This is a genomic window from Vibrio hyugaensis, from assembly GCF_002906655.1.
Classification (GTDB): Bacteria; Pseudomonadota; Gammaproteobacteria; order Enterobacterales; family Vibrionaceae; genus Vibrio; species Vibrio hyugaensis.
Genome location: NZ_CP025794.1, coordinates 2,812,990 through 2,832,828, shown reverse-complemented (window position 1 = coordinate 2,832,828; position 19,839 = coordinate 2,812,990). Strand labels below are relative to the sequence as shown.

Genomic DNA, 19,839 nt, shown 5'->3' with positions numbered 1-19,839 from the left:
GGAAATACCTTGTGTTGTAATGTTGGCAACATTGTACATAAAAACAGTCCCCCCTAAAGAAGCAAAATGCATTTCGAACCTACTCTAGAGTCAGCGACTCTGCTCAAACGCTACAAACGCTTTCTTGCCGATATCGAATTGGATAACGGCGAAGTTCGCACTATCCACTGCGCCAATACTGGTGCAATGACAGGCTGTGCCACACCTGGCAACAAAGTTTGGTACTCCACTTCTGATAACCCTAAACGCAAATATCCCAATAGTTGGGAGCTCAGTGAGACACAACAGGGCCATAAAATCTGTATTAACACCGCTCGAGCTAACCAACTTGCCGTAGAAGCAATTGAAAATAATGTCATTTCAGAACTGTGTGGGTATGACAAACTTCAAACTGAAGTGAAATATGGCAATGAAAATAGTCGAATTGATATCTTGCTCAGCGCAAGTGACAAATCAAAGTGTTATATAGAAGTGAAAAGCGTCACGCTGTTGGATGAAGAAAGCGCATCCGGCCAAGGCTATTTCCCTGATGCCGTGACTACTCGAGGACAAAAGCACCTGCGAGAGCTCACAGAAATGGCACAAACTGGAAGTAGAGCCATACTTTTATTCACTGTTTTACATTCAGGTATTGAAAAAGTATCTGCGGCGCACCATATAGACGCGAAATATTCAACTTTACTAAAACAAGCACAAGACGCTGGAGTGGAAGTTCTCTGCTACAAAGCTGAACTGAGCAATACTGAAGTCAAGCTAATCTCTGCTATTGAATTTATCAATTAAGAGAAAAAATGATGTCATCTTCACAATGACGATAAGTTTGCAATTCAGTAATTGCCTGCACCGCCTCTTTTTGCTATAGATACCCGCCTTAAATTGACTGCAAAGCAGTTGACTAGGTGTAAGTAGGAGATGCTGTATGCCAGAATCAAAGAAGAAAACGATAGGCATCCTAGCCATTGCCGGTGTGGAGCCATATCAGGAAAAGCCTGGTGAAGAGTACATGTCACCAGAACAGGTTGAACACTTTACGAAAATCTTAACAGCTTGGCGTAATCAGCTCAGGGAAGAAGTCGATCGCACTGTACACCATATGCAGGACGAAGCAGCAAACTTCCCAGATCCAGTTGACCGTGCTTCTCAAGAGGAAGAGTTCAGCTTAGAACTGCGTAACCGTGACCGTGAGCGTCGCCTGATCAAGAAGATCGAAAAAACACTAGATAAAATCACTGAAGAAGATTTCGGCTTCTGTGAATCATGTGGTGTTGAAATTGGTGTTCGTCGCCTTGAAGCGCGTCCAACCGCAGACCTTTGTATCGACTGTAAAACACTTGCAGAGATCAAAGAGAAACAAATGCAAGGTTAATCAACCAAGCATGATGATTATTGAAAGGGAGCTCAGGCTCCCTTTTTGTTTTGGCTTAGCTTTATTAGAATAATTTCGAGATACACGCATGACACGCTATGTAGGTCGATTCGCACCATCCCCTTCTGGGCCATTACATTTTGGATCGTTAGTAGCTGCGCTCGGCAGCTACTTTCAAGCGAAAGCCAATCACGGAGACTGGTTGGTACGTATCGAAGACCTTGATCCACCGAGAGAAATGCCGGGAGCTTCTGACGAGATTCTAAGTGCGCTACGCGCTTACCATTTGCACTGGGACGGCAACGTCGTATACCAAAGCGAACGTCATCACTTATACCAAACACAAATCGATGCTTGGTTAAAGAATGGCGACGCTTATTATTGCCAATGTACTCGCAAGCAAATTAAAGAACACGGCGGCTATTATCCGGGAACATGTCGAGATAAAGGCTTGAAAGAAGGCGCGATTCGCCTAAAAATGACCAAACCTATCGCTGATTTTCTCGATAAGAAACAAGGCACCATGACGATTCCAGAAGCTCTAGTAAATGAAGATTTCATTATTAAGCGTCGAGATGGATTATTTGCCTATAATCTTGCGGTAGTATTAGATGACATCGACCAAGGGGTTACCGAAGTCGTTCGTGGTGCGGATTTAATTGAGCCCACAGGTCGTCAAATCAGCTTGTACCAAATACTTGGGCAACCAGAAGTAAGCTATTTACACTTACCGTTAGCGATGGATTCAAACGGTAATAAGCTGTCAAAACAAAACCATGCGACGGCTATTGATGTCGATAATCCGAAGCCAGCTCTGCTGCATGCCATGACATTTTTAGGCTTTGATATACCTGACGATGTAAAAGGCGCAAACCTTGAAGAAATACTGCGTTGGGGTTGCGAAAATTGGCACTTAGAACAGCTTCCAGCAGAGATCGAGATCACACCGTGATTCTCAAATGGCACTGCGTAGGCTATCATTAGCCGCAAAATTGGCCCTCGAGGCGTAGAAACTAACCAAAGCAAGATTGGATTAAACCCAGTTATTGCCAGATGCACATGAATACAAACGACTATACACCAAGCGAATCTGCCATGATCCCAGAACTCGCTCTTAATGTAATTACTCGTGAAGAGCACAACATCTCGCGTAAGCATATCAGTGACAATGCACTGAAAGTGCTATACCGACTGAACGGTGCCGGTTTCGATGCTTATCTTGTAGGTGGCGGGGTTCGAGACTTACTGCTTGGACAAAAACCAAAAGACTTTGATATTGCAACGAACGCGACACCAGAGCAGATCAAACAGTTATTTAGAAACTGCCGTTTGATCGGTCGTCGCTTCCGTCTCGCACACATTATGTTTGGTCGAGACATCATCGAAGTAGCAACGTTCCGTGGTCACCACCAAGAGCAACAGAACAAAAGTATCTCCCAGCAATCGAAAGAAGGGATGCTACTTCGCGACAACGTCTACGGCACCGTAGATGAAGATGCCGAACGTCGCGACTTCACGATTAACTCGATGTACTACAACATCGCAGATTACTCAATTCACGATTATGCGCGTGGTATTGAAGATCTAGAAGATCGCCTTATTCGCCTGATCGGTGACCCAGAAACCCGTTACCGCGAAGACCCAGTGCGTATGCTGCGTGCGGTTCGCTTTGCGGTGAAATTGGACTTCGATATCGAAGAAGATACCGCGGCACCAATCGAAGAGATGGCACCGCTACTCCGTGATATTCCATCGGCACGTCTGTTCGAGGAATCACTGAAACTGCTTCAGTCTGGGTATGGGCTAGAAACCTACCACTTATTGCGTGAGTACAACTTATTCCAACAGTTGTTCCCTGCAATTTCAGAGCACTTCACTGAAGATTATGAATCTCACACTGAGCAAATGCTTGATTTAGTGTTGGATTCAACCGATATGCGCATCGAAGAAGGTAAGCGTATTAACCCTGCCTTTATGTTTGCTGCAATGCTGTGGTACCCACTGTGTGCAATGGCAGACAAACTCATGGAACAGCGTAATCTGTGCCATTACGATGCCATCATGGAAGCAAGCAACATCATTCTTGATGACCAAGTGCGCTCAATCGCCATTCCGCGCCGTCATACCGCGACCATACGCGAGATTTGGCAGCTGCAATTACGTCTTCCACGTCGCAATGGTAAACGTGCTTTCCGCCTGATGGAGCTCAATAAATTTAGAGCTGGCTTTGATTTTCTTGAAATGCGCGGTGAAATTGAAGGCGGCGACACTCAGAAGCTTGCTAAGTGGTGGGAAACTTTCCAAAATGCTGGCCGAGAAATGCGCCAAGCCATGGCTGCAGACCTAGATGGCCAAGCACCAAAAACAGGCCAACGCCGCCGTAAAACCTATCGCAAGAAAAAGAGTAAACCAAACTCATGATCACAGCGTACATTGCGGTAGGCAGTAACTTGGCTGATCCTGTCAGCCAAGCTAAATTAGCGATTGAAGCACTGAAAACCCTGCCTAAAACAGAGTTTATTCAAGCTTCTTCGCTATACAGCAGCACACCAATGGGTCCGCAAAACCAACCGGATTACATCAATGCGGTTGTGGCAATTAAAACCAATTTGACGCCACTTGAACTGCTCGATTGCACCCAAGCGATAGAGCAAGAGCAAGGGCGTGTCCGTAAAGACGAGCGTTGGGGCCCAAGAACCTTGGATCTCGACATCGTGTTATACGGCAATGAGGTGATTGATTCCGAAAGACTGACAGTTCCACATTATGGAATGAGAGAGCGCGAGTTCGTACTCTACCCTCTTGCGGAAATTGCACCAAGTTTACAACTCCCAGACGGGATAGAGGTGTCGTCACTACTTGAAAAAGTAGATCGCAACGGCCTCAATATTTGGCAGTCATAGCCAACTCCTAGTGAGGATAAAACAATGAAAAAAATGACCATTAACGACCTAATTAAGTGGAAGCAAGAAGGTCGTAAATTTGCTACTTCAACTGCATACGATGCAAGCTTTGCCCAACTTTTCGAAAGCCAAGAAATGCCAGTTTTACTGGTAGGTGACTCTCTAGGCATGGTTTTGCAAGGTAAAACCGACACGTTACCTGTTACCGTTGAAGATATTGCTTATCACACTCGCTGTGTACGCGCTGGTAGCCCGAATTGTCTCTTGATGGCTGATATGCCATTCATGAGCTACGCAACGCCAGAGCAAGCGTGTGAGAACGCAGCAGCACTCATGCGTGCTGGCGCAAATATGGTAAAAATTGAAGGCGGCGATTGGTTAGTAGATACCGTAAAAATGCTAACGGAACGCGCGGTACCAGTCTGTGCACACTTGGGCCTAACACCACAATCTGTAAACATCTTTGGTGGTTACAAGGTGCAAGGTCGCGATCAAGAAAAAGCCGATCGTATGGTAAAAGATGCATTAGCACTGCAAGAAGCCGGCGCTCAAATTGTTTTACTCGAGTGTGTTCCAGCTGAATTGGCAGCACGTATTACGCAAGTACTTGATGTACCAGTAATTGGTATCGGTGCAGGTAACGTAACGGACGGTCAAATCCTAGTTATGCACGATATGTTCGGAATTTCGGCGAACTACATGCCAAAGTTCTCGAAAAACTTCCTTGCTGAAACAGGCGATATGCGTACAGCTGTAGCAAAATACATGGCAGACGTTGAAAGCGCTGTATTCCCAGACGACGCTCATACTATTGCCTAGAGGATAAATGCATGCACACTTTTGCAGAAATCTCAGCCATTCGTGAACAGATCAAGACGTTCAAACGTGAAGGTCGTAAAGTTGCGTTTGTCCCAACCATGGGCAACCTACACGAAGGCCATCTAACGCTGGTTCGTAAAGCACGCGAGCACGCCGATGTCGTTGTGGTAAGCATCTTTGTCAACCCAATGCAGTTTGAACGTGCAGACGATTTAAATAACTACCCTCGTACACTTGAAGAAGATCTTAACAAGCTAAGCGGTGAAGGCGTAGAGTTGGTATTCACACCGACACCAGAGATCATTTACCCTGAAGGCTTAGATAAACAGACTTTTGTCGATGTTCCTGGGCTTTCTACGATTCTTGAAGGTGCTTCCCGTCCTGGCCATTTCCGTGGCGTGACGACTATCGTAAATAAATTATTCAACATCGTTCAACCTGATGTGGCTTGCTTTGGTGAGAAAGATTTCCAACAGCTTGCTGTTATTCGTAAGATGGTTGATGACCTAGCAATGGACATCGAAATCGTTGGTGTCGCAACCGTTCGTGAAATGGACGGCCTTGCAATGAGCTCTCGCAATGGCCTGCTAACGATTGATGAGCGTCAACGCGCACCTGTTTTAGCACGTACTATGCGCTGGATCAGTAGCGCGATGCGTGGTGGTCGTGACGATTACGCTTCAGTGATTGAAGATGCGAATGATCAATTACGCGCTGCCGGTTTGCAGCCAGATGAAATCTTCATTCGTGATGCTCGCACACTTCAAGCAATCACAACAGAGACCACTCAAGCCGTGATCCTGATGTCTGCCTTCTTAGGTAAAGCACGCCTCATCGACAACCAAACTGTTGATATGGCGGTAGAAGCTAAAGAAGAAGAATCTAGCGAAGCGAATTCAGCAAACGCTGAATAAACGAAATTCGCAAACAAAAAGGTCGGCACTAAGCCGACCTTTTTTGTATCCCTCTTACGCATAAACGCCACTCAAACCTTCCGGACGAGTTTTAAACCGCTTATGCAGCCACATCCAAGCTGGCACGTCTCTTCTTATCATGCCTTCAAGTTCTTGATTTAGGATACTTGCCGCTTTGACCGGATTACGGCGCTCGAAACGTCCACTGAGATCCTCACCAATATAGAGCGTGTAGTGAGAATTTTCACTGACCGTAACCCCTGACATCACTGCGCATTTTGTCGCATCAATAAGCACACTCGATCCAGCAGTACTCGCGGCTTGCTCGACAGCAAAAAACGGGGCAAAGACCGAATTTTTCACACCGTAATCATGGTCAGGTAGATACCACAGTCGCTGACCGTTTTTCAGCACTTTAAGCATCGATTTAACGTCTTTCCGATCAATCATTTGATGGCCGCAACGCGTGCGTCCTCGATGCTGAACAAACTCATAAACTGGATTTGAATTCGGTCGATAAACACCATAGCCTTTGGCAAATTGACTAAAAATACGCGCTGTCATTTCCAAATTAAGGTGATGACTGCAAACCACCAGCACACCACGCCCATTTTTCTCTTGTTCGAGTAAGCGCTCTTTACCGACAATCGTCGCAAGTCTCTTAACTCGCCACTCAGGCCAAAACCAAGCCATTCCCGTCTCGATCAGCGCCATGCCCGTGTATTTAAAGTTTGTCTTTACCAGTTCATCGCATTCTTGAGCGCTGTATTCAGGAAAGCAGAGTTTTAAATTTTGCTTTGCAATGCCTTTACGGCGCTTCATGGCCAGCATCGCAAGCGAGCCAATACCTCGACCTAACAAACGTAAGGCTGAGAATGGAAGCAGATTGACAATCAGCGCCAACAGACCAAAGGCGAACCAAACAGACCAATATTTAGGAAGAAGTAATTTAAAAGAGAAAGATGGAGAGGGGACAATATTCATGGCTTCACTCATTTACAGCAAATGCATTTACAACAAATGAATCAAACCTAGCATGTTAAAAGTCGAAAAATTGTATGGGAATGTATTGGTGTGCATTAAGGAAGGGCAGCTCTCATGGCTGCCCTTGAATGTGTTGTTAAGGTTAACTTCTTAACCCAATGCCCTTAGTCACTAGATAGTGAGCCACCGCGTAGAGCGCAACCACAAACACGATCAATACGCTAAACGACGTAACGATACCCACATCAGACACACCAAGGAAACCATAACGGAAAGCGTTCACCATGTAGACGATTGGATTCAGCTTAGACACCCCTTGCCAAAATTCAGGCAACAAACTGATGGAGTAAAACACACCGCCAAGATAAGTCAGCGGAGTCAGAACGAACGTAGGGATAATCGAGATATCATCAAACGTTTTCGCATAAACCGCATTAATTAAGCCACCAAGTGAAAATACCACTGACGTCATAAAGACAGTCGCAATGATGATGCCCCAGTGATCGACTTTCAAATCAACAAAGAAAAGCGAAACAAACGTGACAATCGTTCCGACTAATAGGCCACGTACGACGCCGCCCATCACAAAACCGAGAATGATGATGTAGTTCGGCACTGGCGCCACTAACAATTCCTCGATGTTTCTTTGGAATTTGGAACTAAAGAAAGAAGAAGCCACATTCGAGTATGAGTTCGTGATCACCGACATCATGATCAAACCCGGAACAATGTATTCCATGTAACTAAAGCCGTTCATGTCACCGATGCGAGAGCCAATTAAGTTACCGAAAATAATGAAATACAACGTCATCGTAATCGCAGGTGGTACCAAAGTTTGCACCCAAATACGCGTAAAACGGTTCACTTCTTTTGTAACTAGGCTACAAAAAGCCGTCCAATACAATTGGTACATTATTGGTTACCTCCACGTACGATACTGACAAACAGCTCTTCCAAACGGTTCGCTTTGTTGCGCATAGAGAGCACTTTTACGCCTAAATCAGATAATTGGTTAAACACCGAGTTCAACCCTTGGCTCTTATCTAATTCGATTTCCAATGAACCATTGACCATCGATTGGCTACTTACCCCTTGAAGTACTGGCACTTCACCGTCGAACTCAATATCTAGGATAAAGGTTTCTACCGTCAATTTACCCAACAGCGCCTTCATGGTCGTATTTTCAATCAGTTCACCTTTGTTGATGATACCGATATTACGACACAGCATTTCTGCTTCTTCCAAGTAATGCGTGGTCAAAATGATGGTAATGCCCTGCTCTTGGTTGATCTCCTTTAAGAAGTCCCACATTGAACGACGCAGTTCAATATCTACCCCTGCAGTTGGTTCATCAAGGATCAGCAATTGAGGCTCGTGCATTAGAGCTCGCGCGATCATCAAACGGCGCTTCATACCACCAGACAAGTTACGCGCACGTTCCTTACGTTTCTCCCATAAGTCGAGTTTGGTCAGGTACTTTTCTGCACGCTCTTTAGCTAGCGCTTTTGAAACCCCGTAATAGCCCGCTTGCTGCATGACAATTTGTTCAACGGTTTCAAATTGGTTGAAGTTGAACTCTTGAGGAACCAAACCTAGGTTTTGCTTCGCCAATTCAAGATGCGTATCAATGTCATACCCAAACACCTTGGTGGTGCCAGATGTCTTGTTGACTAAAGAAGAGATAATGCCAATAGTGGTTGATTTACCAGCCCCATTCGGCCCAAGAAGTGCGTAAAAGTCACCTTTCTTTACTTGTAAGCTGATGCCCTTCAACGCTTCAAATCCGCCCGCATAGGTCTTGCGAAGCTGTTCAATTTCTAATGCGTACATTGCGTAATACTTGCCATCTGTTGATGAATCGTGAATGCCAATACCAAATGGGGAAACTGCTGTCGGCGTCATAACCGACAATCGGTATTGCACTAAAGTTGAATTAGTTTATCGTTGAATAACGATGAATACAAATAAACCTTTCTATAAAATTAGAAATACCTATCTTTTATGATTCTTAATCACTCAATCTAAAACAATAAAAAAGCGCTCCCAGAACCCCAGCAGCGCTTAGTTAATAGAGACTGTTGATTAAAGCGTCAGCATTTGATGCTCATCAGTTTCAACATGCTTGATAGCCGCATTGAGCGCTTCATAGCGGAACTTGTATGTATTCGCATCCGGCACTAAATCAATCACATGGAATTTCTCTAGTTGCTCGCGAGTACGTTGGTTAGGACACAACAAGTACACTTCACAGCTCGCGTCTAAAGCATCTTTAATGGCGTTTTCTAAAGCCAAGCCGACCGTCACATCAATCATAGGAACATCCGTTAAGTCGAGGATCATGACTTCATAGTCAGAAATGCTCGAGTGTTGACGAGAGATCGCCTTAGAAACACTAAAGATCATCGGACCGGACAGATAGAAGAACAACACTTTACCATTGGCTCTGTCCAACAAGCCTCTTTCGCTATCGGTCAGTGGTACATCGTCTTCATCAGCATCACTGATGGCTTTAACTTGGCGTGCTTGCTCACGACTCAAGCGTTCAATGATGATGATATTAGAAATAAATACCCCTAGCCCTACAGCAACAATCAAATCGACAAATACTGTCAGCAGCATGACGCCATACATGACCGCCATACCCGGAAAGCTCACCTTATGGGCACGTTGGATAAAACTCCAATCCAGAATATTAAAGCCAACATAAACCGCAATACCTGCCAATACAGCCATCGGAATGGGTTCAGTCAAACCGCTAGCGACAAGCACGACTAAAGCGAGAATCAAAGCACGAATCACACCGGATAACGGTGAGCGAGCGCCAACTTGGATGTTGGTCACCGTTCCCATCGTCGCCCCCGCACCTGGCAGAGCGCCAAACAGCCCAGAAATCATGTTCGCCAAACCTTGGCCACGCAGTTCCTTGTCTGAATCATGCTCTTTACGCGTGAGTGAGTCACCAATAACCGCAGTCAATAAGGTATCAATACAACCTAACGTACCCAATACCAATGCATCGATGACCATTTCGGTAAACATCGCAGGATCGATATGTGGCACCACCAAAGAAGGTAAACCTGCTGGGATTTCACCAATTCGGCGAATATCATCGGCATCAAAGACAAGGACAGAGAGTAACGTTACCGCCACAAGAGCCACCAGCTGTGCTGGAACGTATCTGCGATATTGCTTAGGGAAGAAGAACAAGATACCCAACGTCAACAAACCTAAAAACAGTTCGCTGAACTTAAGATTAGAAATCGTATCTGGCAGAGCCGATAGTGTCCCTATCACACCGCCAGATGGCGCAGCATGGCCAAGTAAAGGCGACAACTGCAAGATAATGAGAATGACACCAATACCCGACATAAAGCCGGAGATAACACTGTATGGCATTAACGTTACGTATTTACCAAGCTTTAATGTACCGAGCACAATTTGGAACGCGCCCGCCATCATCACCACGGTAAAGGTCATGGCCATGCCCGTTTCTGGGTATTTGGCCATCATACTGGTTAATACCGCTGTCATGATCACCGTCATGGGACCGGTTGGCTCAGAAATAAGTGTATTGGAACCACCAAACAGTGAAGCAAATAACCCCACCATGATCGCGCCCCATAAACCAGCTTCTGCGCCAGCTCCTGAAGCCACACCAAATGCTAATGCGAGAGGAAGTGAAATGATGGCCGTTGTGACACCACCAAACAGATCCCCTTTGAGGTTGATATCCTTAAAGCGACTACCGAACACGAATTTGCTCCCTGCATTAAAAAGACAAAATGCCATCAATCTAACAAATATTTCGCTAAAGAAATAAACGAAAAAAAGCCACGACCAAATTGGGCTTATTTGCTTACTGAATGATGGCTGCATATTTTATGATTTTAACGACGAGAACTAGTCAGATGAGTCATCTTGAATGAATATTTAACGGGATCGAAATTGTAACATTGTGTATAGTTACAGCGCTGATCGCTTAGTAAGCACTAGGGAGTGGTTGGTTTTTTTAATTTTAGGGAAGTAGATGTCAGATGCCGGAAATTAAACAATTATTCGAAAATAACTCGAAATGGTCAGAAGAAATAAAATCTGATCGTCCAGAATATTTCGCAAAACTAGCGGAAGGTCAGAAACCAGACTTTCTTTGGATTGGTTGTTCAGACAGTCGCGTTCCAGCAGAGCGACTAACGGGACTTTTCTCAGGCGAGTTATTTGTTCACCGAAACGTTGCTAACCAGGTCATCCACACCGACCTAAACTGCCTCTCTGTCGTGCAATACGCCGTCGACGTACTCAAAGTAAAGCACATCATCGTTTGTGGTCATTATGGTTGTGGTGGCGTGAATGCCGCAATTGATAACCCTCAACTAGGCCTTATCAACAACTGGTTACTCCACATCCGTGACCTTTACTTTAAGCACCGCACTTACCTTGACCAAATGCCTCTTGACGATCGCGCCGATAAACTAGGTGAAATCAACGTAGCCGAGCAAGTATATAACTTGGGTAACTCAACCATCATGCAAAACGCATGGGAACGCGGTCAGGATGTTGAAATTCATGGAGTGGTGTACGGCATTGAAGATGGTCGTCTTGAGTACTTAGGTATTCGTTCAAATTCAAAAGAGACCGTGGAAGCGTCTTACCAAAAAGCGCTCTCGACCATTCTTAACGATGACAACAAATTGTTATGTCGTGATTAATCGTCACAAATAAATCGTCAACAAGATAAATAAAAAACGCCCATTTCAGATGGGCGTTTTTTTAATTCTAAAACTGGCGACAGAAATTATTCCTGCGGAACCACTTTACCAATAAATGGTAGGTGACGATATTTCTGAGCGTAATCAATACCAACACCAACAACAAACTCATCTGGAATCGAGAAACCAGCCCAATCAACCGGAACTTCTACTTCACGGCGAGATGGCTTATCAAGCAGCGTACAGATAGCGATAGATTTTGGTTCACGTAGAGACAGGATTTCACTGATTTTGTTTAACGTGTTACCTGTATCAATGATGTCTTCTACGATCAGTACATCTTTGCCTTTAATGTCGTCATCAAGGTCTTTCAAGATACGTACATCACGTGAGCTTTCCATCGTGTTACCGTAGCTAGAAGCGGTCATAAAATCGACTTGGTGAGTCAGTTCGATAGCACGTGCTAAGTCAGCCATAAATACAAATGAACCACGTAGCAAACCAACCAATACCAGATCTTCACTGCCTTGGTAATGTTCTGTAATTTGCTTACCTAATTCACGAATTCGATCCTGAACTTCTTGCTCAGAAATCATCACTTCTATTGTATGTTTCATACTGTGCTCAATTTTCTTTGTGGGTTGAGGTTGGTCGTACGCAAACGATCACCTTATCTTGCGGCGTGTAGTGTAACACCCCACTCAGTAGGTGGAAAGTCGCATCCCATTCCATTGAATTCTTGGATGAAAGTCTTAGTTTTCGGATTTATCTAGTTGAATGAATCATCAATAATGACATTACTGTCTATAAATTGGGCATCAGATGTTGACCTTGCACATATGCACCATTACACTCATCAATGCTTTAAGCAACTATTAAAATAATCAATTAGGGGGTTACCCCCAAATAATATCAACTCAATGGCAAGGAAAAGAATATGGACTCAATAGCTAAGAGACCTCGCACTAGGCTTTCCCCTTTAAAACGTAAGCAGCAACTAATGGAAATCGCTCTTGAAGTGTTTGCTCGTCGCGGCATTGGCCGTGGTGGTCACGCAGACATTGCTGAGATTGCACAAGTTTCTGTTGCAACAGTATTTAATTACTTCCCAACTCGTGAAGATTTGGTTGATGAAGTACTGAACCACGTTGTACGTCAGTTCTCAAACTTCCTATCGGATAACATCGACTTAGACCTTCACGCACGTGAAAACATCGCCAACATCACAAACGCAATGATCGAACTTGTTAGCCAAGATTGTCACTGGCTAAAAGTATGGTTCGAATGGAGCGCATCAACACGTGATGAAGTATGGCCATTGTTCGTGACAACTAACCGCACTAACCAACTGTTGGTGCAAAACATGTTCATTAAAGCAATTGAACGTGGGGAAGTTTGTGACCAACATGAACCGGAACACTTGGCGAATCTGTTCCACGGTATTTGTTACTCTATTTTCGTTCAAGCAAACCGCTCTAAGAGCGAAGCAGAGCTAACGAACCTAGTAAGCGCATATTTAGATATGCTATGCATCTACAACCGTGAACATCACTAAAAAATAATTAGGCTTAAAAAAGCAAAGGCTGATACTTAGGTATTGGCCTTTTTTGTTTTCGGGAAACGGGAAATATTTTATCTTTCTGGGAACAAACTCTGCCAACTCGGTTTAGAGCCAATTGTCTTCGACTAACCTTCTAACGAACACCTCTCAATTTTTAGAGCGAAGCGTTCGCGACTCTCGAAGCGCAGCGTTACATAGAACAGCCTGTTCTCGCCTCTCAAGCTCCGCGCACAAAAAAACCGCTGACGAATCAGCGGTTTTTATCATTCAACGTTCAAGAAAAATTACTTTTTCTTTTTAACTGCTTTTTTGTTTGGCAGGTCAGTGATTGAACCTTCAAATACTTCAGCAGCTAGACCCACAGACTCGTGTAGAGTTGGGTGAGCGTGGATAGTAAGTGCGATATCTTCCGCATCACAACCCATCTCGATCGCTAGGCCGATTTCACCAAGTAGTTCACCACCGTTAGTACCAACGATAGCACCACCGATTACGCGGTGAGTTTCTTTATCGAAGATTAGCTTAGTCATACCGTCTGCACAGTCAGACGCGATTGCACGACCTGATGCTGCCCATGGGAATGTTGCCACTTCGTAGTTGATGCCTTCTGCTTTCGCTTCTTTCTCTGTCTTACCAACCCATGCAACTTCTGGCTCAGTGTAAGCGATTGAAGGAATAACTTTAGGATCGAAGTAGTGCTTCTTACCAGAGATAACTTCTGCGGCTACGTGGCCTTCATGCACACCTTTGTGAGCAAGCATTGGTTGACCAACAACATCACCGATCGCGTGGATATGAGGAACGTTAGTACGCATTTGCTTATCAACGTTGATAAAGCCACGCTCGTCCACTTCAATACCCGCTTTTTCAGCATCGATAAGAGCACCGTTTGGTACACGACCGATAGCAACAAGAACGGCATCGTAGCGCTCAGCTTCTGCTGGTGCTTTTTTGCCTTCCATTGAAACGTAGATACCGTCTTCTTTCGCTTCAACTGCAGTTACTTTCGTCTCAAGCATTAGCTTGAACTTGTCTTTAATACGCTTAGTGAAGACTTTAACGATGTCTTTATCCGCCGCTGGGATAACTTGGTCAAACATCTCTACTACGTCTACTTTAGAACCTAGAGAGTGGTAAACCGTACCCATTTCTAGACCGATGATACCACCGCCCATGATAAGCAGTTTTTCTGGTACTTCTTTCAGCTCTAGCGCATCCGTTGAATCCCAAATACGTGGGTCTTCATGAGGGATGAATGGTAGTTTGATTGGACGGGAACCCGCAGCGATGATTGCGTTGTCGAAGTTAACTGTTGTTGCTTCACCTTCGCCTTCAACTAGGATGCTGTTAGGACCAGTGAACTTACCGAAACCGTTAACAACCGTTACGTTACGCATCTTAGCCATACCGCTAAGACCACCTGTCAGTTGGTTTACAACTTTCTCTTTCCAGATACGGATTTTGCTGATGTCTGTTTGTGGTTCGCCAAACACAACACCGTGCTCAGCCATCGCTTTCGCTTCTTCGATAACTTTTGAAACGTGAAGAAGTGCTTTAGATGGAATACAACCAACGTTTAGACATACACCGCCAAGAGTGCTGTAACGTTCAACTAGTACTGTTTCTAGACCTAAATCCGCACAACGGAATGCAGCTGAGTAACCAGCAGGACCAGAACCAAGTACAACAACTTGGGCTTTAATTTCTTTGCTCATTGTGACCTCTTGTAGTCATTATCCCTAACAGGCTGAGTAGATGTTCTTAAATTATTAGGCTTTCAAACGGTCAATATTTTACAGAGATGTTAACAGTGTGAAAGCAGCTTTAAGTTAGCCTGTGAGCTAGACAACAATTCATCTTTCAGTTTCTGAACGATGGAAGAAATTGTCGTCTAAAAATAGTCTTTTATATAAAGAATTAAGGTGACCCGAAAGTCACCTTAACTATTACTTTCTCAATTACAGTACTAGACGACGAATGTCTGATAGTGCACCGTTTAAGAAAGTAATGAAGCGTGCACCTTCTGCACCATCGATCACACGGTGGTCGTATGATAGAGACAGTGGAAGCTGTAGACGTGGTTCGAACTCTTTACCGTTCCACACTGGCTTCATTTCAGATTTAGATACACCTAGGATACCAACTTCTGGCGCGTTTACGATTGGTGTAAACGCTGTACCGCCGATACCGCCAAGGCTAGAGATTGTGAAACAACCGCCTTGCATATCAGCTGCAGTTAGCTTACCAGCACGTGCTTTCTTCGATACTACCATCAATTCTTCAGATAGCTCGTAGATGCCTTTCTTGTTCACGTCTTTAAATACAGGAACAACAAGGCCGTTTGGCGTATCGACTGCGATACCTACGTTCACGTACTTCTTAAGAATGATGCTTTCGCCATCTTCAGAAAGTGAAGAGTTAAACGCTGGGAATGCTTCTAGTGCTTTCGCTACCGCTTTCATGATGAACACAAGAGGAGTGATCTTCATACCAGTGTCTTTCTTCGCTTCGATTGCGTTCTGTTCTTTACGGAATGCTTCTAGCTCAGTGATGTCTGCGTTATCCCACTGTGTAACGTGAGGGATCATTACCCAGTTACGGTGTAGGTTTGCACCAGAGATCTTCTTGATCTTAGAAAGCTTCTGAACTTCAGTTTCGCCGAACTTGCTGAAGTCAACTTTTGGCCAAGGAAGTAGACCAAGTGCAGCACCGTCGCCTTTACCAGATGCTGCTGCACCTGCGCCAGACTCAAGACGCTTAAGCGCATCTTTAACGTAAGCTTGAACGTCTTCTTTCAGGATACGGCTCTTACGACCAGTACCTTTAACCTTAGATAGGTTAACGCCAAATTCACGAGCTAGACGACGAACAACTGGAGATGCGTGTGCGTAGTCACCGTTCTCTTGGAAATCATTTGCTGCAGGAGCTTCAGCTTTTACTGCTGGAGCAGATGCTGCCGCAGGAGCTACAGGTGCCGCCGCTTGAGCAGGAGCTGCAACAGGTGCAGGAGCCGCGCCAGCAACTTCGCCTTCCGTTGTAGAGAAAATCATGATTAGAGAGCCAGTCGTTACTGAATCGCCTTCAGCAATCTTGATCTCTTTAACTGTACCTGCGAATGGTGCAGGTACTTCCATAGAAGCTTTGTCGCCTTCTACAGTAATTAGAGATTGCTCTTCTTCTACTGTATCGCCAACTTTAACCATGATCTCAGTAACTTCTACTTCGTCACCACCGATATCTGGAACGTTAACTTCTTTGTCCGCAGCTACCGCAGGAGCCGCAGCAGGTGCTGCTGGCGCTTCAACCGCAGCAGGAGCTGGAGCCGCTGCGCCTGAGCCAGCTACCTCAAATACCATAACAAGAGAGCCAGTTGTTACTGAATCACCTTCAGCAATCTTGATCTCTTTAACCGTACCTGCAAATGGTGCTGGTACTTCCATAGAAGCTTTGTCGCCTTCTACAGTTAGAAGTGATTGCTCTTCTTCTACTGCATCACCAACTTTTACCATGATCTCAGTAACTTCTACTTCGTCGCCACCGATATCAGGAACGTGAACTTCTTTTAGTTCTGCTGCCGCTGCTGCTGGAGCTGGAGCTGCTGCTGGAGCCGCTTCTGCCGCAGGAGCAGGTGCAGCGTCAGCTGCACCCTCGGCTTCGAAAATCATGATAAGAGAACCAGTTGTTACTGAATCGCCTTCTGCAACTTTGATTTCTTTTACAATACCTGCTTGAGACGCTGGAACTTCCATAGAAGCTTTGTCGCCTTCAACAGTGATCAGAGACTGTTCTTCTTCAACCTTGTCGCCAACGCTTACAAGAATCTCAGTAACTTCAACCTCATCCGCACCGATGTCAGGTACATTAATTTCGATTGCCATTGCTTATTTACCTTCTAGTTAAGCGCTGTATTAAGCGTAAAGTGGGTTTGTTTTTTCAGTGTCGATGTTGAACTTAGCAATTGCTTCAGTAACAACAGACTTCTCAACATCACCACGTTTCGCTAGTTCAGTTAGTGCAGCAACTACTACGTAGCCCGCGTTAACTTCGAAGTGACGACGTAGGTTCTCACGGCTGTCTGAACGACCGAAGCCGTCAGTACCAAGAACTTTGTATGACTCAGTTGGCATGAACGCACGTACTTGCTCAGCGTAGTTCTTCATGTAATCCGTCGCAGCGATTGCTGGTTCGTTACCAAGAACAGTAGTGATGTAAGGTACTTTCGCTTCTGCTTCTGGGTGAAGCATGTTGTAGCGCTCTGCATTTTGACCATCACGAGTTAGCTCGTTGAATGAAGTTACAGAGAACACGTCAGATGCTACGCCGTACTCTTCACTTAGGATAGTCGCTGCTTTACGTACTTCGTTCATGATAGTACCAGAGCTCATTAGCTGAACTTTACCCTTAGCACCTTCGTGAGACTCAAGCTTGTAAATACCTTTACGGATGCCTTCTTCAGCGCCTTCTGGCATTGCTGGCATTGCGTAGTTTTCATTCATTACTGTTAGGTAGTAGTAAATGTTTTCTTGCTCAGGACCGTACATACGACGGATACCATCTTGCATGATTACTGCTAGCTCGTAAGCGAATGTTGGGTCGTAAGATATACAGTTCGGGATAGTGTTCGCTTGAATGTGCGAGTGACCATCTTCGTGCTGTAGACCTTCACCGTTCAGTGTTGTACGACCAGCTGTAGCACCTAGTAGGAAGCCACGAGCTTGTTGGTCACCTGCTAGCCATGCCATGTCACCAATACGTTGGAAACCGAACATTGAGTAGTAGATGTAGAACGGGATCATTGGCAGATCGTTTGTGCTGTAAGAAGTAGCAGCAGCAACCCAAGATGCCATTGAACCTAGTTCGTTGATACCTTCTTGAAGAACTTGACCTGACGTTGCTTCTTTGTAGTAAGAAACGATGCCTTTATCTTCAGGTGTGTATTCTTGACCGTCTGGGTTGTAGATACCCACTTGACGGAATAGACCTTCCATACCGAACGTACGCGCTTCATCACAGATGATAGGAACGATGTTCTTACCGATGTTCTTGTCTTTAAGCAGGATGTTCAACGTACGTACGTAAGCCATAGTCGTTGAGATTTCACGCTTCTGAGCACCAAGTAGAGGAGCAAACTCTTCTAGCTCTGGTACTTTGAACTCTTGTGTGAACTTAGGTAGACGCTGTGGCGTGTAACCTTTCAGTGCTTTACGACGAGCATGTAGGTATTCGTACTCAGCAGAACCTTCTTCCAGTTTTAGGTAAGGCAGTTCAGCTACTTTCTCATCAGAAAGGATGTCTTGTAGACCTAGACGATCACGTAGGTATTGTACGTGAGTCATGTCCATCTTCTTAACACCGTGAGCGATGTTCTTACCTTCAGCCGCTTCACCCATGCCGTAACCTTTAACAGTCTTAGCTAGGATTACCGTTGGCTTACCACCTGTCTGTTTTGCATTGTTGAATGCAGCAAACAGTTTAGAAGAATCGTGACCACCACGCTTCAGTTCGAAGATTTGGTCATCAGTCATGTCTGCAACTAGTGCAGCAGTCTCAGGGTACTTACCAAAGAAGTGCTCACGTACGTATGCGCCATCTTTAGATTTGAATGTTTGGTAGTCGCCATCGATCGTTTCGTTCATAAGCTGTAGTAGCTTACCAGTCGTATCTTTAGCTAGTAGTGCATCCCAGTTGTTACCCCAGATAACTTTAACTACGTTCCAACCTGCGCCTTTGAATAGACCTTCAAGTTCTTGAATGATCTTACCGTTACCCATTACAGGGCCATCTAGACGCTGAAGGTTACAGTTGATTAGGAAACATAGGTTGTCTAGCTTCTCACGCGCAGCGAAAGAAATTGCACCACGTGATTCTGGCTCATCCATCTCACCGTCGCCTAGGAAAGCGTATACACGTTGAGCAGAAGTATCTTTAAGGCCACGGCCGTTCAGGTACTTAAGGAAACGAGCTTGGTAAATAGCAGAGATTGGACCAAGACCCATAGATACTGTTGGGAATTGCCAGAACTCAGGCATCAACTTAGGGTGTGGGTATGAAGGTACACCTTTACCGTCTACTTCTTGACGGAAGTTGTCTAGCTGCTCTTCAGTTAGACGGCCTTCAACGAACGCACGAGAGTAGATACCCGGTGAGATGTGGCCTTGGTAGTAAACTAGATCGCCACCGTCCGTCTCGTTTGGAGCACGGAAGAAGTGGTTGAAACAAACTTCGTAGAACGCTGCAGCTGACTGGTAAGAAGCCATATGACCACCTAGGTCTAGGTCTTTCTTAGAAGCACGCAATACGATCATGATTGCGTTCCAGCGAATAATCGAACGAATACGACGCTCAAGAGTTACGTCACCAGGGTAAGCTGGTTCTTGTGCAGCTGGAATAGTGTTGATGTAGTTTGTGTTGATGCCAGTTGGCATATCAACGCCGTCTAGACGTGCTTTTTCTAGAACGGTTTCTAGTAGAAACTGTGCACGTTCTACACCTTCTTCACGAACAACTGATTCAAGGGCTTGTAGCCAATCTTGAGTTTCCAGTGCATCTACGTCATGCTTCATGTCAGACATGGCGATCTATCCTT

Annotated in this window: 17 protein-coding genes; 9 read left to right on the top strand and 8 right to left on the bottom strand. The window is 45.0% G+C overall.

Annotation, left to right across the window (positions count from 1 at the left end):
* Nucleotides 1-66: 66 nt before the first annotated feature.
* From sfsA to panC, 7 genes are all read left to right on the top strand, one after another.
* Complete coding sequence (gene sfsA / locus C1S74_RS14070) at nucleotides 67-783, top strand: DNA/RNA nuclease SfsA (RefSeq protein WP_038870521.1); 717 nt, start codon at nucleotides 67-69, stop codon at nucleotides 781-783.
* Nucleotides 784-919: 136 nt separating this feature from the next.
* On the top strand, nucleotides 920-1,366 hold the full coding sequence (dksA, locus tag C1S74_RS14065; RefSeq protein ID WP_010450149.1) for an RNA polymerase-binding protein DksA: 447 nt from the start codon (nucleotides 920-922) through the stop codon (nucleotides 1,364-1,366).
* Nucleotides 1,367-1,454: 88 nt separating this feature from the next.
* The gene (gluQRS, locus tag C1S74_RS14060) at nucleotides 1,455-2,318 is read left to right on the top strand and encodes a tRNA glutamyl-Q(34) synthetase GluQRS (protein ID WP_038878922.1); all 864 of its coding nucleotides are present in this window, start codon (nucleotides 1,455-1,457) and stop codon (nucleotides 2,316-2,318) included.
* A 101-nt stretch (nucleotides 2,319-2,419) separates the two neighbouring features.
* Nucleotides 2,420-3,787 carry a polynucleotide adenylyltransferase PcnB gene (pcnB, locus tag C1S74_RS14055; protein WP_038870516.1) on the top strand — a complete coding sequence of 456 codons (1,368 nt, stop codon included), beginning with the start codon at nucleotides 2,420-2,422 and terminating at the stop codon, nucleotides 3,785-3,787.
* Complete coding sequence (gene folK, locus C1S74_RS14050) at nucleotides 3,784-4,269, top strand: 2-amino-4-hydroxy-6-hydroxymethyldihydropteridine diphosphokinase (protein ID WP_038870514.1); 486 nt, start codon at nucleotides 3,784-3,786, stop codon at nucleotides 4,267-4,269. The genes pcnB and folK overlap by 4 nt, the downstream gene beginning before the upstream one ends.
* 24 nt (nucleotides 4,270-4,293) lie before the next feature.
* On the top strand, nucleotides 4,294-5,088 hold the full coding sequence (panB, locus tag C1S74_RS14045) for a 3-methyl-2-oxobutanoate hydroxymethyltransferase (RefSeq protein ID WP_045403792.1): 795 nt from the start codon (nucleotides 4,294-4,296) through the stop codon (nucleotides 5,086-5,088).
* An 11-nt stretch (nucleotides 5,089-5,099) separates the two neighbouring features.
* Nucleotides 5,100-6,002, top strand: coding sequence for a pantoate--beta-alanine ligase (gene panC, locus C1S74_RS14040; RefSeq protein WP_045403791.1), 903 nt, complete (start codon nucleotides 5,100-5,102; stop codon nucleotides 6,000-6,002).
* Between the two features lie 54 nt (nucleotides 6,003-6,056).
* Here panC and lpxL read toward each other — a convergent pair whose 3' ends face one another.
* From lpxL to C1S74_RS14020, 4 genes are all read right to left on the bottom strand, one after another.
* Entirely contained in the window at nucleotides 6,057-6,986 is a 930-nt protein-coding gene (lpxL, locus tag C1S74_RS14035; RefSeq protein WP_045403789.1) for an LpxL/LpxP family Kdo(2)-lipid IV(A) lauroyl/palmitoleoyl acyltransferase, read from the bottom strand.
* 142 nt (nucleotides 6,987-7,128) lie between these two features.
* The gene (locus C1S74_RS14030) at nucleotides 7,129-7,899 is read right to left on the bottom strand and encodes an ABC transporter permease (RefSeq protein ID WP_045403787.1); all 771 of its coding nucleotides are present in this window, start codon (nucleotides 7,897-7,899) and stop codon (nucleotides 7,129-7,131) included.
* Nucleotides 7,899-8,816, bottom strand: coding sequence for an ABC transporter ATP-binding protein (locus tag C1S74_RS14025; protein WP_045404063.1), 918 nt, complete (start codon nucleotides 8,814-8,816; stop codon nucleotides 7,899-7,901). Before C1S74_RS14025 ends, C1S74_RS14030 begins: the two co-directional genes overlap by 1 nt.
* Nucleotides 8,817-9,068: 252 nt before the next feature.
* On the bottom strand, nucleotides 9,069-10,739 hold the full coding sequence (locus C1S74_RS14020) for a SulP family inorganic anion transporter (RefSeq protein WP_045403785.1): 1,671 nt from the start codon (nucleotides 10,737-10,739) through the stop codon (nucleotides 9,069-9,071).
* Nucleotides 10,740-11,020: 281 nt separating this feature from the next.
* On the opposite strand from C1S74_RS14020, the gene can reads away from it, so the two are divergent.
* Entirely contained in the window at nucleotides 11,021-11,692 is a 672-nt protein-coding gene (gene can / locus C1S74_RS14015) for a carbonate dehydratase (RefSeq protein WP_045403783.1), read from the top strand.
* A gap of 86 nt (nucleotides 11,693-11,778) precedes the next feature.
* Here the strand turns inward: can and hpt are convergent, their stop codons facing one another.
* Nucleotides 11,779-12,309, bottom strand: a complete 531-nt coding sequence (gene hpt, locus C1S74_RS14010; protein ID WP_038870502.1) for a hypoxanthine phosphoribosyltransferase — start codon at nucleotides 12,307-12,309, stop codon at nucleotides 11,779-11,781.
* Nucleotides 12,310-12,629: 320 nt separating this feature from the next.
* Here hpt and opaR point away from each other — a divergent pair, with 320 nt between their 5' ends.
* A complete protein-coding gene (opaR, locus tag C1S74_RS14005; RefSeq protein WP_038870500.1) occupies nucleotides 12,630-13,247 on the top strand; it encodes a transcriptional regulator OpaR in 618 nt (205 codons plus the stop codon).
* Between the two features lie 290 nt (nucleotides 13,248-13,537).
* On the opposite strand, the gene lpdA is transcribed toward opaR, so the two are convergent.
* From lpdA to aceE, 3 genes are all read right to left on the bottom strand, one after another.
* Nucleotides 13,538-14,968 (bottom strand): dihydrolipoyl dehydrogenase, encoded by a 1,431-nt coding sequence (lpdA, locus tag C1S74_RS14000; RefSeq protein WP_038870499.1) that lies wholly within the window; start codon nucleotides 14,966-14,968, stop codon nucleotides 13,538-13,540.
* A 243-nt stretch (nucleotides 14,969-15,211) separates the two neighbouring features.
* Nucleotides 15,212-17,131, bottom strand: coding sequence for a pyruvate dehydrogenase complex dihydrolipoyllysine-residue acetyltransferase (gene aceF, locus C1S74_RS13995; protein WP_045403781.1), 1,920 nt, complete (start codon nucleotides 17,129-17,131; stop codon nucleotides 15,212-15,214).
* A gap of 30 nt (nucleotides 17,132-17,161) precedes the next feature.
* Nucleotides 17,162-19,825: a pyruvate dehydrogenase (acetyl-transferring), homodimeric type gene (aceE, locus tag C1S74_RS13990; RefSeq protein ID WP_045403779.1), complete on the bottom strand. Its 2,664-nt coding sequence runs from the start codon at nucleotides 19,823-19,825 to the stop codon at nucleotides 17,162-17,164.
* Nucleotides 19,826-19,839 lie beyond the last annotated feature (14 nt).

What these genes read in the sequence shown, in the direction of transcription:
- hpt (WP_038870502.1), bottom strand. Translation starts at nt 12,309, where the DNA reads ATGAAACATACAATAGAAGTGATGATTTCTGAGCAAGAAGTTCAGGAT.
- sfsA (WP_038870521.1), top strand. Translation starts at nt 67, where the DNA reads ATGCATTTCGAACCTACTCTAGAGTCAGCGACTCTGCTCAAACGCTAC.
- lpxL (WP_045403789.1), bottom strand. Translation starts at nt 6,986, where the DNA reads ATGAATATTGTCCCCTCTCCATCTTTCTCTTTTAAATTACTTCTTCCT.
- aceE (WP_045403779.1), bottom strand. Translation starts at nt 19,825, where the DNA reads ATGTCTGACATGAAGCATGACGTAGATGCACTGGAAACTCAAGATTGG.
- opaR (WP_038870500.1), top strand. Translation starts at nt 12,630, where the DNA reads ATGGACTCAATAGCTAAGAGACCTCGCACTAGGCTTTCCCCTTTAAAA.
- panB (WP_045403792.1), top strand. Translation starts at nt 4,294, where the DNA reads ATGAAAAAAATGACCATTAACGACCTAATTAAGTGGAAGCAAGAAGGT.
- aceF (WP_045403781.1), bottom strand. Translation starts at nt 17,131, where the DNA reads ATGGCAATCGAAATTAATGTACCTGACATCGGTGCGGATGAGGTTGAA.
- folK (WP_038870514.1), top strand. Translation starts at nt 3,784, where the DNA reads ATGATCACAGCGTACATTGCGGTAGGCAGTAACTTGGCTGATCCTGTC.
- can (WP_045403783.1), top strand. Translation starts at nt 11,021, where the DNA reads ATGCCGGAAATTAAACAATTATTCGAAAATAACTCGAAATGGTCAGAA.
- gluQRS (WP_038878922.1), top strand. Translation starts at nt 1,455, where the DNA reads ATGACACGCTATGTAGGTCGATTCGCACCATCCCCTTCTGGGCCATTA.
- dksA (WP_010450149.1), top strand. Translation starts at nt 920, where the DNA reads ATGCCAGAATCAAAGAAGAAAACGATAGGCATCCTAGCCATTGCCGGT.
- panC (WP_045403791.1), top strand. Translation starts at nt 5,100, where the DNA reads ATGCACACTTTTGCAGAAATCTCAGCCATTCGTGAACAGATCAAGACG.
- lpdA (WP_038870499.1), bottom strand. Translation starts at nt 14,968, where the DNA reads ATGAGCAAAGAAATTAAAGCCCAAGTTGTTGTACTTGGTTCTGGTCCT.
- C1S74_RS14030 (WP_045403787.1), bottom strand. Translation starts at nt 7,899, where the DNA reads ATGTACCAATTGTATTGGACGGCTTTTTGTAGCCTAGTTACAAAAGAA.
- C1S74_RS14025 (WP_045404063.1), bottom strand. Translation starts at nt 8,816, where the DNA reads ATGTACGCATTAGAAATTGAACAGCTTCGCAAGACCTATGCGGGCGGA.
- pcnB (WP_038870516.1), top strand. Translation starts at nt 2,420, where the DNA reads ATGCACATGAATACAAACGACTATACACCAAGCGAATCTGCCATGATC.